Consider the following 22,005-nt stretch of genomic DNA (forward strand, 5'->3'; position numbering starts at 1 on the left):
TAATTGTCAATTTTTATAACTAGAGAATACCGCTATGGAAAAGGAATTTATCGGACTATTAGGCGTTGTTGTTGGCTTCATGCTAAATCTGGCCTATGGAGCATGGGATAAACGAAACCAGCGAAAACAAGAACAGTACTATCTTGCTGTTATGGTAACTATGCACCTTGATAGATTTTTTGATGAAGCCGTTTTTGTTTGTGGTGATAACGGGCAACCGAATCAAGATGGTTACTATTACCCTAAGGTAGTATCTCCAAAAATCGAGTTACCAAGCAAAGATGTTGATTGGCGTAGTCTACCACAAGAACTCATGAGGGAAATTCTGTGGTTGCCTGAGCGTATTCATGATGCAGAAGGATATATTGATGGTGTACGTGAGCATGCGGCATTCCCTCCTGATTTTGAGGAGTTCTTTGAAGCTAGGCAATATGAATTTGCAAAGTTAGCATTGTTGGCAAATAAGTTATCTATCAAGCTAAGGAAAGTAGCCAAATTACCTTTGAGAACAATTGGGGATCAGTACTATGATCCGGTTACAAGCATGATAAAGCTTGTCGCCGAGATTGATAAACGTCGAGATGACCGTGCCATTACAAGTCGAAGGATGTCTGAACGGATATTAGCAACGAAATCTGCAACTAATTAATCCCGAAACCTTTCCAATCCGCTAGTTAGCTCCACTCGATCATGATGGGCACTCCAATGTTATTGAGAGTGCCATTGTGTTAAAAGCTAAATCCATCAACAAAGCTTAAAGCGTTTCTAAATCGACCAGAATGATGAAGGCGTGGTTGACACTACTATTAATGCGAGCTCGCATCTCTTTCTCTGATTTGTGCATCAATCTCTAACAACAAGGTTTTTATGCTTTCGTTTGGCTGAAAATTATAGAACTTGCTAAGTAGTGTTGTAGCATTTGCAAGGTAAGGTAACGCATAAAGCATTGAGCTAGATTCTTTTAAGTATGCTATGGATAAATGGCCAAGTTGAATTAGTTGTATTTCCAAAGCCTTTCCAACGATCTTAATTGGATTTGGATTATCACTCCTAAAATATTCATTTACATAGCCCATATCTAGTTTAACATTCGTATGACTATTTAATATATTGTCAAAGGTGATGCCTTGCGATGAATCACCGAAAACTGGGGTATGAACATGAGTTGTGAGAAGATCGTTGATAATATCAAGTTGAGCTTTTAACACTCCCTGTAATTCAGTCAGTTTTGCATCTTGCTTTAAATGAGTCACCTGAGCTTCCATCGCTTGACGACTCAATGCTGCTTCTTTTTGGGTTTCTTCCAGTACTTGGCGGGTAAGAGCCAGTTCATCCATCTGATACTTTAATGACCAAACTAGTAGACTAACTGTAGCAAAACCAAGGATTGGGTTTAGCACGCCTCCAAAGTAATCCCCAAAGGCACCAAAGTCACCTTTATCCCCGATACCCCCGTGGAAGTTTAAAAAGTAAAAAGCCACCAAACAAACCGCAACAATAGCCAGAAACACAATGAGCCATTTAAAAGACTTCTCTGTTCGAGGTGTTTGTGCCTGCTCGGCTTGGAGTTGCTTAAGGGGATTGGTGGTCATACGCCGTCCTTGGATATCAAAATGAGGCCATCATTCTAAGTCGATGCCGTTCAAAGCGTAAAGTGCTAAAACGCATTTTAAGAGGGTAGTTCTCAACTTGGTACAGCGGCTTAACACAAAACCACTTAAACGCTTTAACGATGATTTAAATGGGCTTTAAATTGGGTTATGATGCCCCTTTAATTAGGTAGGTATCGGTTTGAAGGGAGTCAGGAATGCATTGGTTTGATATTAAGCGGCCTTTGTATAAAAATGGTTGGACTTGGTTGGCGGTTTTTATTCCGCTATTGGTGGCGTCAGTTATAGCTGCATTAATAAATAATGAAAATAATTTAAATTATTACCCTTCATTCACTAAAGTTGCGCTTGACAATTTTTTTACATATCAAAAATTCCCCTTGGCCATCTTTTCTCTTATTTTCCCTTCAATAGGATTAGTCGTTGCAGCTCACCGCTCAGCATTAACCATACAGCAAATGCAGAAAATCGATGCCCAAATTCAGGCTACTGAAACCCAGAATAAGTTTGCGAATTACTACAAACATCGCGAAGAGTTTTTTAAGTTTTTAGATATGTTGGAGAAGTCGTTTAATGTGGTCTTTAACGAAAGAAATAAATTGTATAAAAACCTATATCCATCAAATAGACAAGAAAACTTAGATGTGAAAAGTCATCCTTGTAAAGATGGGTATTTGATGATGCACTTTCGTTCTGAAATAAATAAGTTAGTATCGTATACTTTCAAATGCATGATGAAGCTAGATGAGATCGAGAATGACCCAAAGGTTTCCACTGGGAATGGTAATTATTTTGCACTGGAGAACTTCTACATCGAACTTATTCGCATATGTGATAAGTATCTCAACTTTAAACCAATCAAGGTCACTGATGAAGACAAATCAAATGTTAAATGGATTCAATTAAACATCCGTAACATTAAACAATGGGATATAGGCATACCCGTTAAGGATAATAACCCATTACATTTTTATGATGATGTTTGTAGTATCTTCGATGAGTTGTTGGTTTTTACATATTTAAGCGAAAAACTCGATCACTTGAGTTATTTTGAGGCTCAGGTACGGGATAAAGTGGAGAAGCAATACAGTATTTTAACTCATAGCTCGAATTAATCCCGAAACCTTTCCAATCCGCTAGTTAGCTCCACTCGATCATGATGGGCACTCCAATGTTATTGAGAGTGCCATTGTGCCAAAGTCCAAACCAAAAACCACTATCGCCATTGGTGTTGCTGCGCTAAGTAGCACCATAGCGATTAACCCAAACACCACGGGCGTTCTGTTCGGTGAAGATGGCTATATTCAGGCATTACCTGATGGCCATTTTGCTGCCGTCGATGGTCGCCCCGATGATGTGCCGGGTGGTAAGTGGTTGATGGATGCAGCGGCCTTTGCGGCCCTAAAAGCGAATACCCCCCATAAAGCTGGTGATCTGGTTATTGACTACGAACACCAAACCCTCAACAAAGAACAAAATGGCCAGCCTGCGCCTGCTTCTGGCTGGTTCAATATCGATGATGTGCAATATCGCCAAGGGCAGGGCTTGTTTATTAAGCCACGCTTTACCGATAACGCTATCGCCTACCTTAACGCTAAGGAATATCGCTATTTCTCCCTAGTGTTTGGTTACGACAAGGCCACTGGCCGCCCGCAATTTATTCACTCCGCCGCATTAACCAACCGCCCAGGCGTTGATGGCATGTTGCCACTCGCATCGCTGGCCGCATTGGCTGCTCTTAATACAAGCCTCAATCCAGACCAACCTAGCCAATCCACCGACACGGAGGAACTCCATGTGAACCCATTACTGAAAAAAATCTTAGCTGCCCTTGGGGTAGATGTGCCCGAGGCTGCAACGGCCTTAACGGCGGAGCAAGAGGTCGCGGCGCTATCTGCGCTCGATACGCTAACCACAGCCGCAAATAGCGTGGATGGCCTTAAGCAAGAGGTTGCTGCCTTAAGTGCCAAATCTCAACAGGTACAGTCGCCAGCCATTGACCTAACTAAGTACGTGCCCATTGCCACAGTGAATGCACTGCGCGAGCAGCTGGTGGCGCTGACTGCTGAAAACGGTGTGCTTACGGTTGAACAAACCGTTAAAGCGGCGATCGATGAGGGCAAAGCCTTTGAGTGTGAGCGCCAATATCTTATCGACCTAGGTAAGCAATCCATGGCGGCACTCACCGCCAACTTGGGTGAGCGTGTGGCTATTGCCGCATTAACAGCCAAGCAAACCACCACAGTTCCCGATCCTAGCAAGGACAAGGACACCAAACTCGCGGCACTGACTGCCGACCAAATCAAACTGGCCGATTCTTGGGGCATGTCGCACGCTGACTTTGCTAAAGCATTAGCCGCTGAACAGGAGCAAAAATAATGGCCGCGATTAATGCTGCAGTATTACAAGCCCTGCGCACTATGGTGCGTAGCGAGTTTCAAAATGCTTTGACCAAGACTGAGCCACTGTATTTAAAAATTGCCTCAGTCGTGCCAAGCAATACTAAGTCCAACACCTATGGCTGGTTAGGCTCGATGCCGACGATGCGGGAGTGGATTGGTGCCCGTGTAATCAACTCCATCAAGGAGCACGGTTACTCAATCACTAACCGTACCTTTGAAACCACCATTGGGATCAGCCGCGATGATGTAGAGGATGAGGTTATCGGTACCTATAAGCCTATGGTGCAAGCCTTAGCGCAGGAAGGTGAAGAGTTTCCCGACGATTTGGTGTTCGAGCTATTAGCCGCTGGTTTTAGCACCTTGTGTTACGACGGGCAGAACTTTTTTGATACCGACCACCCCGTTAACGAAAAGCACGATGGCACTGGGGCCAATGTTTCAGTGGCCAATATGGTCCTAGATGCGGCCTATACTGGGGAGCCTTGGTTCTTACTCGATACGACCCGCCCACTTAAGCCTGTGATCTTCCAAGAGCGCCGCAAGCTGGATTTAAACACCTTGTTTAATCCAACTGATCCTGCGGTATGGACTCACAACGAGTTCCAGTTCGGTACCGATATGCGCTGTGAAGTAGGCTTTGGCTTCTGGCAAATGGCCTTTGCTAACAAGCGCGCCCTCAACGCCACCAACCTGTGGGACAGCATCGAGAAGATGAAAGCCTTCAAACGTGATGGCGGTAAGAAACTCAAGATCCGTCCAACTTTGTTGGTTGTTCCAAGTTCGCTGGAACAGGCCGCCACTAAGTTACTGACCAGAGAGCTTATTGATGAGAACGGCACCACGGTGGAGAACGAGCTGAAAGGCAAGGTCGAGCTGTTAGTGGTTCCGCAGTTGTAAGCGTCAATCGAATCGGCACAGGGACGTGCCACCCAATCACTGTGTTTTCACTTTACGAGGTAGCAATGAAATGGCCCAAGTTTCTGATCAAACTCAAGAGCAAGTTTCAGTCCTTATGGTGGTTAGTCGTCAGCCCAATGGCTATCGCCGTGCGGGGTTGGCCTTCAACAAAGGCGATAACCCTTTGTCGCTGGCCGAGCTGTCGGATGAACAAGTCGCAGCGATTAAAGCTGATATCCGCTTTAAGGTTTTCGAGACCTCAATGGCAGTGGATTCGCCGGGGAGTCTGGACATTCCAAACGGTGATACGTCACTAACCAGCCAAGACACCACAGCGCCAGTGCCGCTCAGTTTTTCCGAGGCGATTACCAAGCTCGACAAGGCAAACAATGAGCACTTTACCTCAAGTGGTAAGCCGCAGTGCAGTGCTCTTGAAGCCTTGATAGGGCAACCCATTAGTGCCGCTGAACGCGATGCGCAATGGGCTGCATTTACCGCTAACACAGCAGGTGAATAACCATGGCGCAAGTGATGTACGCCACCTCTGGCAATATGCTCAGCCGCTTTGGTGAGCAGGATTTAACCCTGCTTACTGAACGTGAGGACAGCGTGCCAGGGGAAATCAATCTCGCTTTGCTGGAGCAAGCGCTGCGCGATGCATCAGCTGAGATTGATGGCTATATCGCGGGCCGTTACGTGCTGCCGTTAACCACTGTTCCCGCCGTATTGGAGCGTAACTGCTGCGATATCGCCCGTTACTTTTTGTATGGCGATAAAGCCCCTGAACAAGTCGAGAAACGCTACAACGCCGTGGTGAAGTTTTTAACCGCAGTGAGTAAGGGCGATATCAGTTTAGGGCTGGCCGAGACGGGCGAAACCGCAGGCCAAAGCGAGCTAGTTATCAGCATCGAAAGCGCGGGCAGTGTGTTTGGTCGCAAGTCTGCTAAGGGGTTTATCTGATGTTTGAGATTAAAGATAACTACTTGGCTGCGGGTGATGCATTAACCCAATTGCTGGAGCCATTAGTCACTAGCCAGAAGCTGAAAAAGGTCTATCAAGCCAATGAGCTAAGCGAAGTGGATGAGCGTAGCCAAATCACCCCCGCCGCCCATGTGCTGTATCTGGGTGATGGCTTGCAAGAGACCGCACAAGGCGGCAACAGCAGCCAAGTTAAGCAGACCTGGCTTGTGGTACTGGCGTGCCGTTTATCCATCCACGAACGCCCCGCAGGTGAGCTGCTAGTCAGCCTATTAAACGCGGTGGTGGGCAAGTCCGCTCAGGTTGATGGCCAGATGCTTGGCCCCTTTGTGCGCGTTAACAGTGCTGTTAAACCCCGTTTCACTAAAAGCCATGGTTATTACCCCATGGCGTTAAGTGTGATTTTACGATTCAAACCTTAACAACCGAAGAGGATTTCACCATGAGTGGATTATTAGTCGCAGGCAACTTCTTTGTTGACCGCTTAAATGCCCAAGGGCAATCAACGGGGATCATTGGCCCCATTAACACCACTAAGCTCACTATCAAAGCCGATGCCGATGAAAAAGTGCGTGGCAGTCGCAAGAAGGAAAGCTACGGCCAAGCCTTAAGCGTGGTGAATATTGCCAAGCCAGTTGAGGTGGAATGGTCGTTCGACGATCAACCCGCCGAACTGATCGCCATGGCACTGCTTGGCGATACCCAAGTGGTCAACTCGGGCAGCGGTACCTTAACCGATGAGGCCGTGACCTTACCTGATAATCAGCGTTGGGTGCAGTTACCTAAAACTAACTTTGCCACTCTAGGGTTTGCGGTAAAGAAAGACGCGACCACCTTAGTGCTGGGCACTGACTATGAGGTTAATTATGCCCTCGGTTTAGTGCGTGCCCTTAAAGGCGGTGCGGTCGAAGCAGGTGGTGCAGTGACTGTATCAGGCCAGCATAACGCGATTAGCGGTACCTTGGTGCGCGGTGGTATTAAGGCCCAAACCCGTGCACGCGTGTTCGGGGAAGGTACCAACTTAGAAACAGGCAAGCCCATTAAGCTCGATATTTTCGATGCCAGCTTAAAACCCACAGCTGCATTGGACTTTGCCGCCAGTGAGTTTGTGAGTGCCACCCTTGCGGGTAAAGCCCAGTTAGTCGCGGGTAAGGACCATCCGTTCGAGTACCTAGAGTTGGATACCTAAGCGGTTTTGCTTAACCCAAGGGCATGGCCGTATTTCGCCATGCCCTTTAATCACCCTTTAACCGCCATTTAAACACCGAATATTTAGATACTAACGAGAGCATTAACGAGATAACCATGGCTGATAAAACCTTAGAACTCGCCCTGCGGATCGTGGCCGAAGCCACGGGCAAGCAGCATATTGCCGCCTTGGTCGATGAGCTTAAGCGCATCGGGGCCGAGTCGGATGCGGCGAATCCTAAGACACAAGCCTTAGCCGATGAAATTGATAGCGTTAGCGACGCCAGTCAAGCGGGCGCGAATCAAGTTGATGAACTCAAAAACAGCCTTGATCCCTTAAGTAATCAGCTCGACCAAGTTGCCCAAAGCGGCCGCAATACTCGCACGCAAACCGAGCAGCTCACTAATGAGCTTAAGCCCTTAGCCACTGGGCTGGATGATGTTGGCGATAGCAGCCAATCGACCAGCCAAAAGGCCAATGCCTTAGCCAATAAGCTCGATGAGCTGGCTAATCAGCAAGACCTAATCAATACCTTTAAGCGCTCCCGCAATGAGCTTGAGCAGCAAGAGCTTGCAGTGACGGCGGCGGCCTTAGCACTGCAGGACTTAAAGCAGCGTGCCAGCCAAACGGATGCCCCCTTTGTGCAGCTGGCCCGCTCCATCGATGTGGCCGAAAAAGAGCTGGAGCAGATGCGCACCGAGTTGGCGCAGCAATCGGCCAGCCACACTAAGCTGCAAAATGCCTTATCCAAATCGGGCATTGACTATAACAACCTCACCACCGCACAGCGCAAGTTAAGTAGCGAATTTGACGGTACTGGCCGCAATGTCGATAAGTTTGCTAATCAGCTAGATAAAGGCAATGCCAGTGCCCGCGATCATGCTGCCAGCCTGCGTGGTGTGATCGGCCAAGTGACCGCCTTGGCGGGTGCATATGTGGGCTTTGACCGCGTAGCCCAAGCCGTTAAAGACATCTTTGCCACAGGGGATCAATTCGAGCGCCTAGGCGTGCAGATGAATGCCGTGATGGGCAGCTTTGAATCTGGCCGCCAAGCGACCGCTTGGGTAAAGCAGTTCGCCATCGATGTGCCACTGCAACTCAATGAAGTTAACCAAGCGTTTGTAAAAGCCAAAGCTTTTGGCCTTGACCCGATGAACGGCACCATGAAGGCGATTGTGGATCAAGCCTTTAAACTCGGTGGAGGGTTTCAAGAAGTCGAGGGGATCACCTTGGCTTTGGGCCAAGCCTGGGCAAAACAGAAATTACAGGGCGAGGAGATCCTGCAACTGATTGAGCGCGGCGTTCCTGTGTGGGACATGCTGGCGAAAGTCACGGGCAAGAATAGCCTCGAACTAGAGAAGTTAAGCAGCCAAGGCAAACTGGGGCGCGATGTTATCCAAGCCCTTATCGATGAGATGGGCCGCGCCAGCAACGGCAGCGCCGCCGCGCAAATGGCTTTACTCAGTGGCCAAGTTTCTAACCTTAAAGATAATCTCACAAACTTTTACGACTTAGTGGCGCAATCGGGCGCGCTTGATTGGCTTAAGGGGCAAATCAGCCAGCTAAACCAAGAGTTTGCTGCCATGGCAAGCGACGGCCGTTTACAGCAATGGGCGCAGCAAATCAGCGATACCATCGTGAGCATTGGCTCTGCGGTGCAAGATGGCGCGGCCATGCTGTACCACTACCGCGATGAAATCGGGTTTGTGGCTAAGGCATTTTTAGCCTTAAAAGTTGGTAGCTATTTTAGTGATGTTATCACGGGTGCTAATGCCGCCATTGGTGCAATGCGCTTGTATACCGGAGCCATTGCAGGCACAACAGTCGCCAGTGAAACTGCCACCTTAGCGGCAGGTAAGTTAAAAGCCGCTTTAGCCGCCGCAGCTAAGGCTGGTTTGTATCTAGCATTAATCAATGAGTTGGTTGAATTGGCTCGGGTGTACCAAGAGCTACTGATCGCCGAAGAAGCCTTGGCTAAATCCAAACGTACAGCAGCGGCTAGCGCAAAACAGTTGGCGTTTTCCCTTAAGGATTTAAGCGAGCAAACGGGCGTAGCTTTTACCACTATGGCCGAGTTCAACAAGGCAGTGGATGACGGCAAGCTGATTTATGACGATGCCAGCGGTAAATGGAAGAACGCCGCCAAAGCTATGGAGGAAGTCAAGCAAACTGCGGTTGAGGTGGTTGAGCCGATTAAGCTGACCGTCGATGAAGCGCTGCGCCTGACTTTAACCTTAAGCGATCAGGTTAAAACCCTTGATGATGTTAAAGGCGGTATGGGCGGATTTATTCGCCAAATTGATGCGGCCTTAGAACCTTTAAAAGCAGCGGGATCAGAGTATGCGGGCCATGTAAAACTGCTCACAGAACTGCGGGCAAAATTTGAGGAGCAGCAAAGCTACCTCGATGCCACGGCCAAAGGGACTGCAGCGTTAGAGCAAGCCTATAAAGACTTAGGCATCACCAGCAGCCAAGCCTTGATTGAGGCGACCAATAAGGCTGAGGCTGCTTTTAATCTTATCCGTAATAACCGCGAACCGCTTGAGCAGCAAAAGGATGCATTTTTAGCGTGGGCAAAAGCCGCGCTCACGGCTGCCGAAGCCACTGGTGCTGTGGTTCCCGAATCCCTAAAGGCGCAGGCGGCAACCCTTGGACTCTCTAAAGAGTTAAGTGATCTGACGGCTAAGCAGTACGGCTATAGCGATAGCATTAAAGAACTCTCACCTGAACAGGCGAAGTTAAGCCGTGCCGTTGCCGAAACCGAAGCGCGCTTAAAACAATGCCGTGATGTGATGAATAGCTCGACGGTATCGAGCAAAGAAAAATCCAAAGCGCAACAGGAACTCATTAACCTGCAGGGCAAGCTGAGTGTGCAAACTCAGCAGCTTAGCGAAGTACAAGCGCTTGAGGCTGCTAACTATGAGCAGATCAAAAGTAAGTATGCCGCAGTGAGTGATGAGATGCTGAGGCTCGAAAAAGCCTATAAGGATGGCGGCATTACTGCTGAGGAGTACCTGCAGCAAAAAGAACGCCTAGTGCAAGTGCTCAACGTACTGCAACGCCTAATGGGCGGCTTGCAAGATGGTGAGCAAGAGACTGACGAACAAGTCAAAGAGACCAACAAAACCTTAGCTGAGCAGCGCCAAGAGCTTGAGCAATTAGAGGAAACCACTGGCCGCGCCACTGAGTATGTCAACCTATTTGCGGGTGCGTATGCTCACCTCAATAAGCAATTTAGCTTTAACCAAGACAGCACCGAAAAGCTTAATGCTCGGCTCGATGAGCTGACCAAAAGCATTATGAACAATATGCGGGTAAATACTGGCTTTTGGGGCGTGCTGGCACAGCTCAGTAACCAAGCCTTTATCCGCGAAAAGCAGATCATTAATGAAACCTTGCTGACGCGTAAGTGGGCTGAGGAGCTTGAAAGCTCGACGATAACCCTTAGTCGGGTGAATCAAATCAGTCGCGAGTCCGGCTATTTAATCCGTGAATTAGGTGATGAAGAACTTAAGCCGCTGCAGTCCGCCATTGATGCAACCCGCAATCGGATTCTTGGCCTGCGTGACGATATCAACGCGACCTTGGGCAGTCTCAAAGATGAGATGGATCAGCTCAACAATAACCAAGCTGCTATCGAAAAGCGCCGCTATGAGCAGCAACAGGCCGAGCTTAAGGCGCAGCTCGATGCTGCCCGAACCGCCCAGGATAATGAGTCCATTGCCAGTGCCCAAGAAGCCCTGCAACTCAGTCAGCAAATCTACGCCACCAAACTAAAACAAATCGAAGCCGAGGCTGCTGAACGTAACGCACGGGCTAAAGATAGCGTATCAAGCAGCGCCAGTACCGCGACGAATTCCACGCGCAGCAATGCCAGCCAAGCGCCAGCGCCATCGGTCAACAATCCAAACACTGGCGGCAGTGTGCAGGTGTATCGACTAGAACTGGTGATGCCCTCGGGTAATGTGCTGAAGGCTGATTTATTGGATGAGTTTAAGCAACTGTTTTTAGGCGAACTTGAACAGATTAAGGCGACATCATGATCACCCTAGACACTATTCAACTACCGCAATTTATTTGGCTTAACCGTATCGGTTATACGCCCTTTGTTTGCACGAGTGAGTTTGCCCTCGATGGTTCGCAGCATATCGAAGTAGCGGCTAAACAGGCTGGGCGTTCCATTGTGTTATTCAGTGATGGCGAATCCATCAACCTATTTGAAGCCCTTGAAAACCACGCCAGCACGAAAGGGGCGACAAGCTTCAATCTGGATATTAACGGCACGGTATTTAACGTGATTTGGGATTACCGCGAACAAGCCATTAGCGGTGCTCCAGCCATTAACTACAGCGACAGCGCCCCCGATGCTGTTGATGCCATCACCCTCAAGTTAATCACTGTTTAAAGGCTATTTAATATGGCAACTTCCCCGACTCCAATTTCCCGCGATAGCTTAAAAATATTCAAGCCTGAACTGTTAGGTTCAAGCAATGAGGCTGGCGGCCAGCGCACGAACAACGCTGTGCAATCAGGGCAGATTAACGAACTGTTTGATGCTATCTCTGATATCGATCATGCCCAATCGAGTATCGAAATAGCCAAGGCGTTCCCCACGCTTTACACCAATGATACGGGCAAGCTTAAGCAGGCCCATGTGTTTTTCAGTGAGCCGCCCCTCGATCCGCTGGTAAACGTGTTTATGATTGAATCCCCCGCGCTTAATGATGCGTCCCGCATGACCGATATGAAAGAAATTATCGAATCATCGGTTACTGCAGGGGAATTAATTCGTGAAGGCGGCCCCGGCTTTCTGGTGAATCAAAACTCGTTTTCCTCCGATTATTTGCAGTCGTCATACCGCTTTAATGACCGCGACTACTGGAAAACCACCTATCTCGCCGTGGGCCAAGTAATTTGTATTACCGTGGAATATACCGGGGTAGAGAATGCCGACTGGCCACGTAAAACCCATTTTTGCAAAGTGATTGGCACTCGAATTGTTAACGGCGAAGTGGGTACCGTGGTATTTTCGCCGCCGATCCCCTTTGCCACCCCTTGGGCATCGCTGTTGGTTAATGGTCAAACCAAGTGTACTAAGTTGCGCTTATCTAACACCGCATCACCGCTTAAGTTCCATGGTGTGACTAAATTAACCGCCGTAGCCAATGGGGTAAATTTGGCCGTGGGGGCGACACAGTTATCCTTGCTGCCAGCCATTACCACCATACTGCCAAAGCCGGGCAATACCATTGTGGGCGGCAGTGAGAATGGGGATGCCACGGTAAGCCAAGTGATCCGCAAAGTGATCACTCAACCCGCCAGTAAAGGCACCTATAGCTATACCTTTACGACCCCGGATTTATTAACTGATGATAATGGCCTAGTTGCCGTTTCCACGGTACCTACGGCGAGTATGGGCGGGTATAACAGCTACATTCAATCGGTGACGGTTGGCACGGGTAATATCACAGTAACATTAAATTCAAACGTAAATTTTAATAATGCGGCAACCGCAAGCCTGTTTTATGTGTCGTCCTATAAGTACAGCATCTATTCAAGTGTTAACCCGTTCCCCGTGAATAAACAACTGACAGTCGGCAGTATTAAGGGCCGTGCGGTGTTTGCTGATGCCAACTATGCCGCCCAAGATGTGTATGAAAGGGTTAGTGGCGATAGCACCATAGGCAAGCTTTATGATGGCACTGAACTCTTAGCCACCATTAACTACTTAACAGGCGCGGTGACTAAGCAAGTGGTTAGCCGTGGCGAGTTTACCTTTACCTATGCCGGATTGGTCGAATCGAGCGCCGCAGCGGCCGCAGGCGACAGTGCCGCAAAATTTACCTTGGCCGTGCCTAATCCCTTATTAGAAAGCTTTTATGTGCAAGTTGAGCGCATCTCAGACCGTGCGCTGATTAGCGCCTCTGCCAATGCTCAAGGTGTGGTTGCGGGTAGCGGCATTACTGGCAACATTAGCAGTGGTATTGTCGAACTGACCTTTAGCGCCCCAGTGGATTTAACCACATTACGTTATGACATTAGCGACCAAGTACGGCAACTGCCACCGGCTGAGATTTACGGCCTTAATCCGCTGCGTATTCCTAACGATGGTATTGTGAATATGTTCCGCCAGTGGGGCACCGTGGCAATCTCACACTCACAAGTGCAGCAAGTTACCGCCACGCCTGGCACTGTTTATAACATTCGCCAAAACGCCGCCTTTAGCGACATTACCGATGCTAATGGGGCGAGCCTATGGACCAGCGGAAATACCCATTTCACTGTTAATAAGGCTGCAGGCACTGTCACCATTAACAGCGACTTTGCCGGATTCGCTGCGCCCTTTGTGTTAACCGATGTGATTAGCGAACTGGCATTAGTCTCAAGCTTTACCCAAAACGCTATCGTTCTGGCCAAACCATTAACCCGTGAATATCCGATAGGGGCCACAGTGGCCAGTGTGCAAATCCTTGGCGACCTGCAGGCCCGTGTAGGCCAAGTGCGCGATATGACCGCATGGGCCAATAACTGGGATGTTGATGGCGACCAAGCCACAGGCAATTACAACGCAGTGGATTACCCGATAGAGGTGAAAAACAACACCGCAGTAAACGAGGATTGGGCATTGATTATGACCAGCCCAACGGCGTTCCGCTGCGTAGGTCGCCGCCTCGGCCAAATTGGTTTAGGTGACACACTCAATGATTTTGCCCCAATCAATCCAGTGACCAATAGCCCGTACTTTGTGCTCAGAAAAGGCGGTTGGGGCGGTGGCTGGCAAACAGGGGAAGTGCTGCGCTTCCCAACCTTTGCCGCCTCAAAACCTATCATGCTGCTGCGTAATGTGCAGGTTGGCCACAGTCAAATCACCAAAGATAAAGCCGTGCTGTCATTCTTTGGCAACGAGTCATAGGAGTAAATGCAATGGGATTACCAGTAACAGTTTATCGCTACACAGACCCAGGTGCACCGCAGTTGGTTAATGCTACCCCCTCAGAGTGGATTAATATTCTTAAAAAATGCCTAGTCGAAGGTTATGGAAATAAAGCCCCACTTGGCTGGACATTAGCGTTTGAGAATGCTGGAACACAAAAGGTAGCTTTCCGAAATTCAATTGCCAATGGTGGTTCTGGTGGCTATTTTCAATTTTGGTCTATTACTGGTGGTAATAACTCACAACAAGGCTGTTATATAAAATGCGCAGGGGATATGTCTGGTTTAGATGTATTTACTAAAGCCTGTGGCCTTAGAGCCACAACACTTTCAAACTCTGGTAAGGGCTGGGAAATTATAGGTACCTCAAGGGGATTCTACTTAATACAGCATAGGACTGATTCAATAAAGATGCAGGTTGCTGCTAACACTATTTATTGGTGTTACTTCATTGGTGATATTCATAGTTTTTACCCTAATGATGTGAACTGTTTTTCACTTATTTCAGGTAATAGCACTGGTGGTGATTTAACTACGATACCCGCTGGTAGTGTTATTGGTTGGAGTGGGACACTTTATGCCCAGTTGTATGCTGTTGATGGTGCCAATGCCAGCAGAATGTATGCAGCGACCCTTCCTTTTTCCAACGGAAGCCAGAATACTTCCCCATTTACTAACGATGCTGAGGCATCGAACCTACAGCATAATTTTGTCATGCCGTATTTAGAAATCTCATACAACGCCAATGATGCTAGTGGGGTTCCTGCAAATATCAGCCCGTCATTGCCTGTATGTCGCGGAACTGCCCCGGGAATGAGTGTGTCATCATTTCTTGGTTACATTAATAATGATTGGCCAGTAGATAGAGTTTTTGATGGGAAAACTTACACTTTACTAAGAGGTGTTTTTGTCAATAAATTATGGATTAATACTGGTGAATGGTATGCCTAAAATTATTGATGTAAAGCCTGCAAAATCATCTGTTTATCATCAAGCCGTGGTAGACATTAAAGTTGATAATAACGCAGAGCGATTAATTGTAATGAATCGCTTAACATGCGAAATTTATTATGTTTTCAATTGCAATCAAGTGAAAGATATTAAACTGATAACGCCATTGGAACATGCGACAAGCAATCTGTTATTGGTTGGTATACTCGATAATGACCTCAACTATAACGCTAAGTTTTTAGATGGTCGGCAAGCCGATTTAATTAACGGTAATCAAGTGACGATCCGCCCATGACAGCCATTGTTATCAGTTTTGATACACCATGGATTGCGGCCGCTTCACCTATTGTTCTTAGTTTTACCGATGAACCTACGCCAGAAGTACCAGAGGTACCCATTAGCCCGGGTACCATTGGCCTTATGTGTGGCATAGGTATTGCGGTTGGGCCCAGTGTTGCACAGCTACTCAGCATCGAGTCAGCCACCCAAAGCCATGCCACGCAAATCAGGCCACAATGGCAAGTTGGCCATGTGGCGCAAATGGTAACGGCCGCGTGGCAAGCTAAGGCATTAATGGGCATTACCGCCTCAGTAGTGTGGCGCTGGAATGACCTAGTGCCATGTAATGTTGATGTGCTGTGGTTGGTCCCAGATTTACATGCGGTGCAAGCTACTAGCCTATGGCTATCGCCAGAAGCGGTGCAAACCCGCGTTGCCATGCCATGGCGACAACCAGCAGCAACAGCGCGAATTATCGCATTGGGTTTACTGCAACGTGAGTTAGTCGCGACTGAGGTTAAGCTTGCCCACACAAATATTCGTGCAGCAGGCGACATGAAAGGAATCGCTTGGGGGCCACATGCGGCGCGGTGGGTGTGCTCGAGTAAGTATCGACCACCCAAAGGCAAAGTCACCATTAACTTTAGTGATCCTTGGAAAGATGCCGCGAGTCCTATTGTGATCAACTTTACCCCTTCACCAAATATTTGTTACTGGGACGATGGCGGCGGCCTGATAGGCACTAACCCATCATTACCCACCATTGATTTTAAGATCTCCATTGAACCGCAAATTAGAAGGAGTTATCTCATGCAGCCGCAAATTAGTTGTATTCGGGTAAGTGACGGTGCTGCGGTGGTGCTGAAATCGGTCTCTATCGCTAAGTCGCGTTCCCAATGGTCGAGCAGTGGCACTGTGGTGTTTTCATCCCGCATCGATGCCGAGCGTGCGGCCAATGAGTTACTAAAAATCAGCATTAACGGTTATGACTTTTATCTGCTGTGTGAGTCCCCTAACGAGTCCAAAGGCTTTGGTAAGCAAAGCTTTAGTGCCACTTGCCGAGGTCGTTTAGCGCTACTTGCCAGCCCACATAAGAAGGCTAGCAATTATGTGAATATGGCCTCCCGCAGTTTTATCGGTTTGATGTCTGACATTGTGGCCAATACGGGCTGGTCGATTGCCAGCCGGATCTCCGATTTTACCATCCCCGCGAATGCCTTTAGTTATGCCGCTAAAACTCCCGCAGAAGCGCTGAATATGATGGCGGCGGGGATTGGGGCCATGCTCGATGTGAATGATGAAACCCAAACGATTACCGTGATCCCCCAATGGCCCGTGGTGCCTTGGAATACCGCAACTGCGGTGCCCGACGTGATTTTACACGATGGCGTGATCCTCGATTTTAGCGAGCAAGTGGACATTCGACCCGATGCTAATGCGGTGTTTGTAAGGGGAGAGCAACAGGGCGTTGCAGCAAAAGTGAAACGCTTCGGGACTGCTGGCGACAACTTTTGTGTTGATATAGTGGACAAGTTAATTACTGATAACCAAGCCGCCAGAATGCGAGGTACCACTGAGTTAGCCAATGCGGGTAATAAAGTGCAAACCTCAATACGCACTAAGGTGTTAGCGGATTTACCACCCATGCGCCCAGGCATGTTGATTGGGGTTCGTAAAGGTGCCGAGGTGTTTAAGTCGGTCTGTGAGGCATGGAGTATTAGCGCGTCGGTGAGTGAATCTACTGGCCAAGTGACAGTGAATCAAATCGTGAATTTACTGAGGAATAAAGCTGCTAGTGGAGTCACCGCATGAGCAATATCTACCAACGCTTAGCGAACCTAAACCCTAAGCCGCAACGCAGTGTGGCGACTGTAGTTAACGTGGCTAATGGCAGTACGACAGTGCAACACGCCGATGGCAGTTATCAAACCGTATTAGGTGATTCAGTTGCCAGCGGCAAAGTGTATATCGTAGATGGGCAGATCCAAGGCCAAGCCGCCGATCTGACTTATGTAGAAATAGAGATTTAAAAGAGAGCGGTCTGGCAATGCTACCAACATTACCAGACCGTCAACACACAGGATAACACCCTGTGAGCCAACCAAGGCTCCCTCACCGCGTCGACACGGCGAACCGAGCCTAGCATAAAAAATCCTAAAAAAGGAGGCTCACATGCCAAAACCGATCATCCCTTGGATGGGTGGTAAGCGTAGATTAGTTAAAGAGATTTTACCGTTATTCCCTGAGCATCATACCTATGTGGAGCCATTCTGCGGTGGTGCAGCGATGTTCTTCAGCAAAGACGAAGCACGGGTCGAAGTGGTAAATGATATGAATGGTGATTTGGTGAATCTTTATCGAGTCATTAAACATCATTTAGAGGAGTTTATTAGGCACTTTAAATGGGCGTTAATCAGCCGTGAAGAGTTCCTATGGCAGAAGAATACTAACCCTGAAACCTTAACCGATATTCAGCGAGCGAGCCGATTCTACTATCTGCAAAAGCTGGCGTTTGGCGGCAAGGTATCTGGTCAGAACTTTGGGAGTTCAGCATCACGCCCAGCTGGTTTGAACTTATTGCGAATAGAGGAAGATCTCAGTATTGCGCATCTTCGACTCGCGAGAACCTATATCGAGCGGTTGGACTGGGTGGAATGTGTAAGACGATACGATAAGCCTGAAACCTTGTTCTATTTAGACCCGCCTTACTGGAGTACCGCAGGCTATGGCGTAGAGTTTGGGCTAGAGCAATATGCTTTGATGGCCGAGCTGGCGAAGACTATCAAAGGCAAGATGGTGATCAGCGTTAACGACATCCCCGAAATGCGAGAGGCATTTGCCGGGTTACAAATGAAGACCCTAGGCATTAAATACACGGTAGGTGGTTCAGGCCGTTCAGGGGAGCAGCAAGAGCTACTGATCTGGAATTGGTAGACATATATAAGAAGGCCCTCTTAATGAGGGCCTTTGCTTTTTCTCATATAGGCAACACCATTTCTCACTTCGGGCGGCGCGCTACAAAACAGCAGCACCTGCTGTCGCATCGGCTTGAGCTAGTGCTACTGGCATATTGTTAGTTGTTATCCTTCCCCATCTCTCTGTTAAGTTCGATATCTGTAGTTTTTAATACTATTTAAAGTATTTATTCAGTTTTTAAATCTAGTCTTATTCGGTATCAATCGATTAATTGTGTTTATTTGGTTTAAATAGTGTTTAATTTTTGATTTTTTAACTTATGTATTAATAGCGTGATTATTAATCGATGATTTTATTTTTCTTATAAATCATAATGTTAAAAATTTTTTGTGATGAGTTTGGCTTAATTGAAAATGAAATAAGTAAATTTATTCATTGAATTTGCTGCCAGCATGTTTCACTATCCCCGCCTGAACTTAAAAGGGAATGGCGATGTTGCTCATTAGGGAAGATGAATATCAAAAGATGAGCTATCTGGGAAAACGATCAGCATGATGAAATCACTTTCGACACGGATCTTTATCGGTCTATTTGCGGGACTTATTCTTGGCACTTTAGTGCAGTATTTTTTAAACGATATTGGCTTTTTTTCAGGCAATTTAGTCGAATTGGCTAGCGGCGTCGGCACTATGTTCGTCAACATGATCATGATGTTGGTCGTACCTCTGGTATTTGTCAGTATCGTTTGTGGTGTGTGCGAGTTGCAGGACTTAAAAAGCTTTGGGCGCCTTGGCGGCAAAACCTTCGGCTTTTACATCATTAATACTGTGGTCGCCATCTCGACCGCTCTGTTAGTGGTGCTACTGCTCGACCCTGGTAAAGGCGTCGATATGAGCAGCACCGATGGTGTCGCCATTACCGCGACCGAACTCCCCAGCTTAATGGCGCTGTTGATTGATATTGTGCCGCGTAATCCGGTAGCGGCTTTTATGTCGGGCAATATGCTACAAGTGATCTTTATGGCGCTGATGTTAGGTGGAGTGATGAAGTCCCTCGGCGAGCATGTGGCTGGTGCGGTACAAGGCTTTCAAACCGCCAATAAAATCATGATGAAGCTGATTTCTGTGGTGATGAGTCTTGCGCCTTTCGGGGTGTTTGCGCTGATGTTTAAGTTAGGTGCTACCTTAGATGCCGCGGTATTTATGAGTGTGCTCGAATACCTAGTGATCATTCTAGCCCTGCTGTTGTTGTGGATTTTTGTGGTCTATCCGTTGGCGGTCGGTATGTTTACACCGATTTCGGCTAAGGCCTTTCGGGCGAAGACGCAGGAGCAAGTGCTGTTTTCACTGTCTACCGCCAGCTCCAATGCCACGATTCCTGTGACTATGCGTACCTTGACTGAAAAACTCGGGGTTAACCGCGCAGTGGCTGGCTTTGGCGTACCGCTCGGGGCGACCATGAATATGGGCGGCGTGGCGATTTATATCACGATTGCGATTTTCTTTGTTGCCAATGCCTTCGGTATGCCAATCACCAGCGAGCAATTGCCATCGCTGCTATTTAGTATCTTTTTATTATCGGTTGGCGCGGGTGGGGTACCCGGTGGCGGTATGGTGATGATTGGCGTGTTAATCCATCAAATGGGTTTACCGATTGAAGCCTTTGCGATTGTGGCGGCGCTGGATCGCATCATCGATATGGTGCTGACCTCTTGCAACGTAGTGGGCGATACCGCGGTATTGACCATAGTCGATCAAACCGAAAAAGTGCATGAGCTTGAGTTAGCCAAGAATTAACGTCCTCAAGCATCTTTTTAAATACTAAAGCCACTGATTAAAGTGGCTTTTTTGTTAAATAAATCAGGATTGATATTGGTCTATTTACTTGCCTTTTGTTGTTGCGACAACAATCAATCCTCTGAGCTTGTTCAGCCTAAATACGGCCTTTATTTGAGCTAAAAAGTAGCTAGTCCCAAGGTGAGTTGTTACAAATCCATAGAGTACTTTTATCAAATTAAAAGTGGCTAAATAAATGAAACTTCAACCATACTGATTTATACGCTTGAATCACTTGGAATATTAGGAGGCACCATGGCTGGATTTTGGCAGACAGTCGGAGGCCGATTACTCAGCATTCCGTTACTCGCATTGTTGGGCTTTGTGGTATTGGGTCTAATGGAGCTAAATACCCTTAACCAGAGTTTGATTAAGGGGAGGGAAGATCGTGTTGTGGCGATTATTGATAGTGGCCTGAGCGTCGTTAAACATTATCAAGCTCTGGAGCAAAGCGGTTCGTTAAGCACTGAACAGGCGCAGCAGCAGGCCATGGCGACCATTAAGGCCATTCGTTATGATGGCGCGGAATATATTTGGATTAACGATACCGGTCGGCCTATACCCAAAATGGTTATGCATCCAACGGTATCGGCTCTGGACGGTACCGTATTGGATCGGCCAAACTTTTATCACGCCACCTTAATGCGTAACCGTGATGGCAGCCAACAACAGCCCCTCAATAATGCTAACTTGTTCGTCAGTTTTGTTGACGTGATCACCCGTTATGGCAATGGCTTTGTTGAATACCAATGGCCTAAACCCATAAAAGGCGGGGGAGTAACCGAGGAGCGCTACGCTAAGTTGTCTTACGTGGCTAAGGATGATAAATGGGGTTGGGTGCTGGGTTCTGGTCTTTATATTGATGATGTTAAGGAGGCCTTTTGGGCGGTGGCTATCCGAGTTGGATTAGTTGTCGTGGTTATTATGGCGCTGACCATAGGTGTGTCGTTATTTATCCGTCGCTGGTTATTACAGGCACTCGGCGGAGAACTGGCGACAACAAAAGCACTGGTACAGCAGGTCGCAGCAGGGGATTTTTCGGTGAACTTTGGCTTGAAAGCGGGAGATCACGATAGCCTGTTAGCGGCATTAAGTGGTCTTATCAAGCAATTACGCAATATTATCGGTCAACAGTCGTCGATGGCAGAGCAATTGGTCGAGCAATCTGAAGCGCTAGATCATACCAGCCAACAGACACAGCACATTTTACAAAATGTGATGGATCAAACTGCCCAAGTCGCCACCGCGGTAAATGAAATGACCTCGACCTGTGAGGACATGGCTCGCAGCGCGACTATGGCCGCTAAAGCGACAAGGGACGCCGACAATGAAGCTCAAAATGGGGTAATGTCTGTCGGGCAAACGATAACAGCGATTGATGCGCTTAAACTGAAACTGGAGCAAGTCTCTGATGTGATCGGGCAGTTATCTAAACGTGGTGATGAAATCGGCGCGGTCACCGATGTTATTGGTGCTATTGCGGAGCAGACCAATCTATTGGCTTTAAATGCTGCGATAGAAGCGGCACGTGCAGGCGAAATGGGGCGGGGTTTTGCGGTGGTGGCAGATGAAGTTCGCACTCTTGCTAGCCGCTCTCAAGCGTCAACTCAGGACATTAATAGGCGTATTCAAGGTATTCAGCAAGACTCTGTCAACGCTGTGCAATCAATGGCGCAAAGCCGAACCGAAACAGAACAGACAATTGCCTGTTCTCAACGGGCCAATGAGGCACTAACGCGTATTAACGCCGCGGTGTCGAGCATTACCGATGTGAATGACCAACTTGCTAGCGCAACAGAACAACTAGCCGTTGTGTCGGGGACGATTAATCAGAATATGGAAAATATTGCGCAGGCGGTAGAAAACACCAATATCAAATCTTCAGAATTATCGACTGCTAGCCATCAACTGCGGAAAATGGCTAGTGAGATGAAAACATCTCTGAGTCGTTTTAGGTTATAAAGGGCTGATAACTATAAATGTTGATGGTGCTGCTAAGTTAATACCAGGTTTTA

General features: G+C 47.8%; 19 protein-coding genes. 18 read left to right on the plus strand and 1 reads right to left on the minus strand.

The window, feature by feature from the left end; all coding sequences use genetic code 11:
• Positions 1–34: 34 nt before the first annotated feature.
• Positions 35–649: a hypothetical protein gene (locus JM642_RS03425; protein ID WP_203432813.1), complete on the plus strand. Its 615-nt coding sequence runs from the start codon at positions 35–37 to the stop codon at positions 647–649.
• Positions 650–806: 157 nt separating this feature from the next.
• Here the strand turns inward: JM642_RS03425 and JM642_RS03430 are convergent, their stop codons facing one another.
• Entirely contained in the window at positions 807–1,592 is a 786-nt protein-coding gene (locus tag JM642_RS03430) for a hypothetical protein (protein WP_203432815.1), read from the minus strand.
• A gap of 215 nt (positions 1,593–1,807) precedes the next feature.
• Between JM642_RS03430 and JM642_RS03435 the strand changes: the two genes are divergently transcribed.
• The 17 genes from JM642_RS03435 (at position 1,808) to JM642_RS03515 (ending at position 21,952) form a co-directional block, all read left to right on the plus strand.
• Entirely contained in the window at positions 1,808–2,725 is a 918-nt protein-coding gene (locus JM642_RS03435; protein ID WP_203432817.1) for a hypothetical protein, read from the plus strand.
• 76 nt (positions 2,726–2,801) lie between these two features.
• Positions 2,802–3,989, plus strand: coding sequence for a phage protease (locus JM642_RS03440; RefSeq protein WP_203432819.1), 1,188 nt, complete (start codon positions 2,802–2,804; stop codon positions 3,987–3,989).
• Positions 3,989–4,909: a Mu-like prophage major head subunit gpT family protein gene (locus JM642_RS03445; protein ID WP_203432821.1), complete on the plus strand. Its 921-nt coding sequence runs from the start codon at positions 3,989–3,991 to the stop codon at positions 4,907–4,909. Before JM642_RS03440 ends, JM642_RS03445 begins: the two co-directional genes overlap by 1 nt.
• 70 nt (positions 4,910–4,979) lie before the next feature.
• A complete protein-coding gene (locus tag JM642_RS03450; RefSeq protein ID WP_203432823.1) occupies positions 4,980–5,426 on the plus strand; it encodes an HI1506-related protein in 447 nt (148 codons plus the stop codon).
• Between the two features lie 2 nt (positions 5,427–5,428).
• Positions 5,429–5,869: a DUF1320 domain-containing protein gene (locus JM642_RS03455; RefSeq protein ID WP_203432825.1), complete on the plus strand. Its 441-nt coding sequence runs from the start codon at positions 5,429–5,431 to the stop codon at positions 5,867–5,869.
• Entirely contained in the window at positions 5,869–6,309 is a 441-nt protein-coding gene (locus JM642_RS03460) for a hypothetical protein (protein ID WP_203432827.1), read from the plus strand. The genes JM642_RS03455 and JM642_RS03460 overlap by 1 nt, the downstream gene beginning before the upstream one ends.
• A gap of 20 nt (positions 6,310–6,329) precedes the next feature.
• On the plus strand, positions 6,330–7,076 hold the full coding sequence (locus tag JM642_RS03465) for a hypothetical protein (protein WP_203432829.1): 747 nt from the start codon (positions 6,330–6,332) through the stop codon (positions 7,074–7,076).
• Positions 7,077–7,192: 116 nt separating this feature from the next.
• Complete coding sequence (locus JM642_RS03470; RefSeq protein WP_203432831.1) at positions 7,193–11,119, plus strand: tape measure protein; 3,927 nt, start codon at positions 7,193–7,195, stop codon at positions 11,117–11,119.
• A complete protein-coding gene (locus JM642_RS03475; protein ID WP_203432832.1) occupies positions 11,116–11,481 on the plus strand; it encodes a hypothetical protein in 366 nt (121 codons plus the stop codon). The genes JM642_RS03470 and JM642_RS03475 overlap by 4 nt, the downstream gene beginning before the upstream one ends.
• A 12-nt stretch (positions 11,482–11,493) precedes the next feature.
• Positions 11,494–13,989 (plus strand): hypothetical protein, encoded by a 2,496-nt coding sequence (locus JM642_RS03480; RefSeq protein WP_203432834.1) that lies wholly within the window; start codon positions 11,494–11,496, stop codon positions 13,987–13,989.
• A gap of 11 nt (positions 13,990–14,000) precedes the next feature.
• Positions 14,001–14,960 (plus strand): hypothetical protein, encoded by a 960-nt coding sequence (locus tag JM642_RS03485; RefSeq protein ID WP_203432836.1) that lies wholly within the window; start codon positions 14,001–14,003, stop codon positions 14,958–14,960.
• On the plus strand, positions 14,953–15,255 hold the full coding sequence (locus JM642_RS03490; RefSeq protein ID WP_203432838.1) for a hypothetical protein: 303 nt from the start codon (positions 14,953–14,955) through the stop codon (positions 15,253–15,255). The genes JM642_RS03485 and JM642_RS03490 overlap by 8 nt, the downstream gene beginning before the upstream one ends.
• The gene (locus tag JM642_RS03495; protein ID WP_203432840.1) at positions 15,252–17,051 is read left to right on the plus strand and encodes a hypothetical protein; all 1,800 of its coding nucleotides are present in this window, start codon (positions 15,252–15,254) and stop codon (positions 17,049–17,051) included. Before JM642_RS03490 ends, JM642_RS03495 begins: the two co-directional genes overlap by 4 nt.
• Positions 17,048–17,269, plus strand: coding sequence for a hypothetical protein (locus tag JM642_RS03500; RefSeq protein ID WP_203432842.1), 222 nt, complete (start codon positions 17,048–17,050; stop codon positions 17,267–17,269). The genes JM642_RS03495 and JM642_RS03500 overlap by 4 nt, the downstream gene beginning before the upstream one ends.
• Positions 17,270–17,411: 142 nt before the next feature.
• Positions 17,412–18,173 carry a DNA adenine methylase gene (locus tag JM642_RS03505; protein ID WP_203432844.1) on the plus strand — a complete coding sequence of 254 codons (762 nt, stop codon included), beginning with the start codon at positions 17,412–17,414 and terminating at the stop codon, positions 18,171–18,173.
• A gap of 533 nt (positions 18,174–18,706) precedes the next feature.
• Positions 18,707–19,951, plus strand: a complete 1,245-nt coding sequence (locus JM642_RS03510; protein ID WP_037429840.1) for a dicarboxylate/amino acid:cation symporter — start codon at positions 18,707–18,709, stop codon at positions 19,949–19,951.
• Positions 19,952–20,245: 294 nt separating this feature from the next.
• Positions 20,246–21,952, plus strand: coding sequence for a methyl-accepting chemotaxis protein (locus tag JM642_RS03515; RefSeq protein ID WP_203432846.1), 1,707 nt, complete (start codon positions 20,246–20,248; stop codon positions 21,950–21,952).
• The last annotated feature ends 53 nt before the right edge of the window (positions 21,953–22,005 follow it).

Source organism: Shewanella sp. LZH-2, assembly GCF_016859145.1.
Classification (GTDB): domain Bacteria; phylum Pseudomonadota; class Gammaproteobacteria; order Enterobacterales; family Shewanellaceae; genus Shewanella; species Shewanella xiamenensis.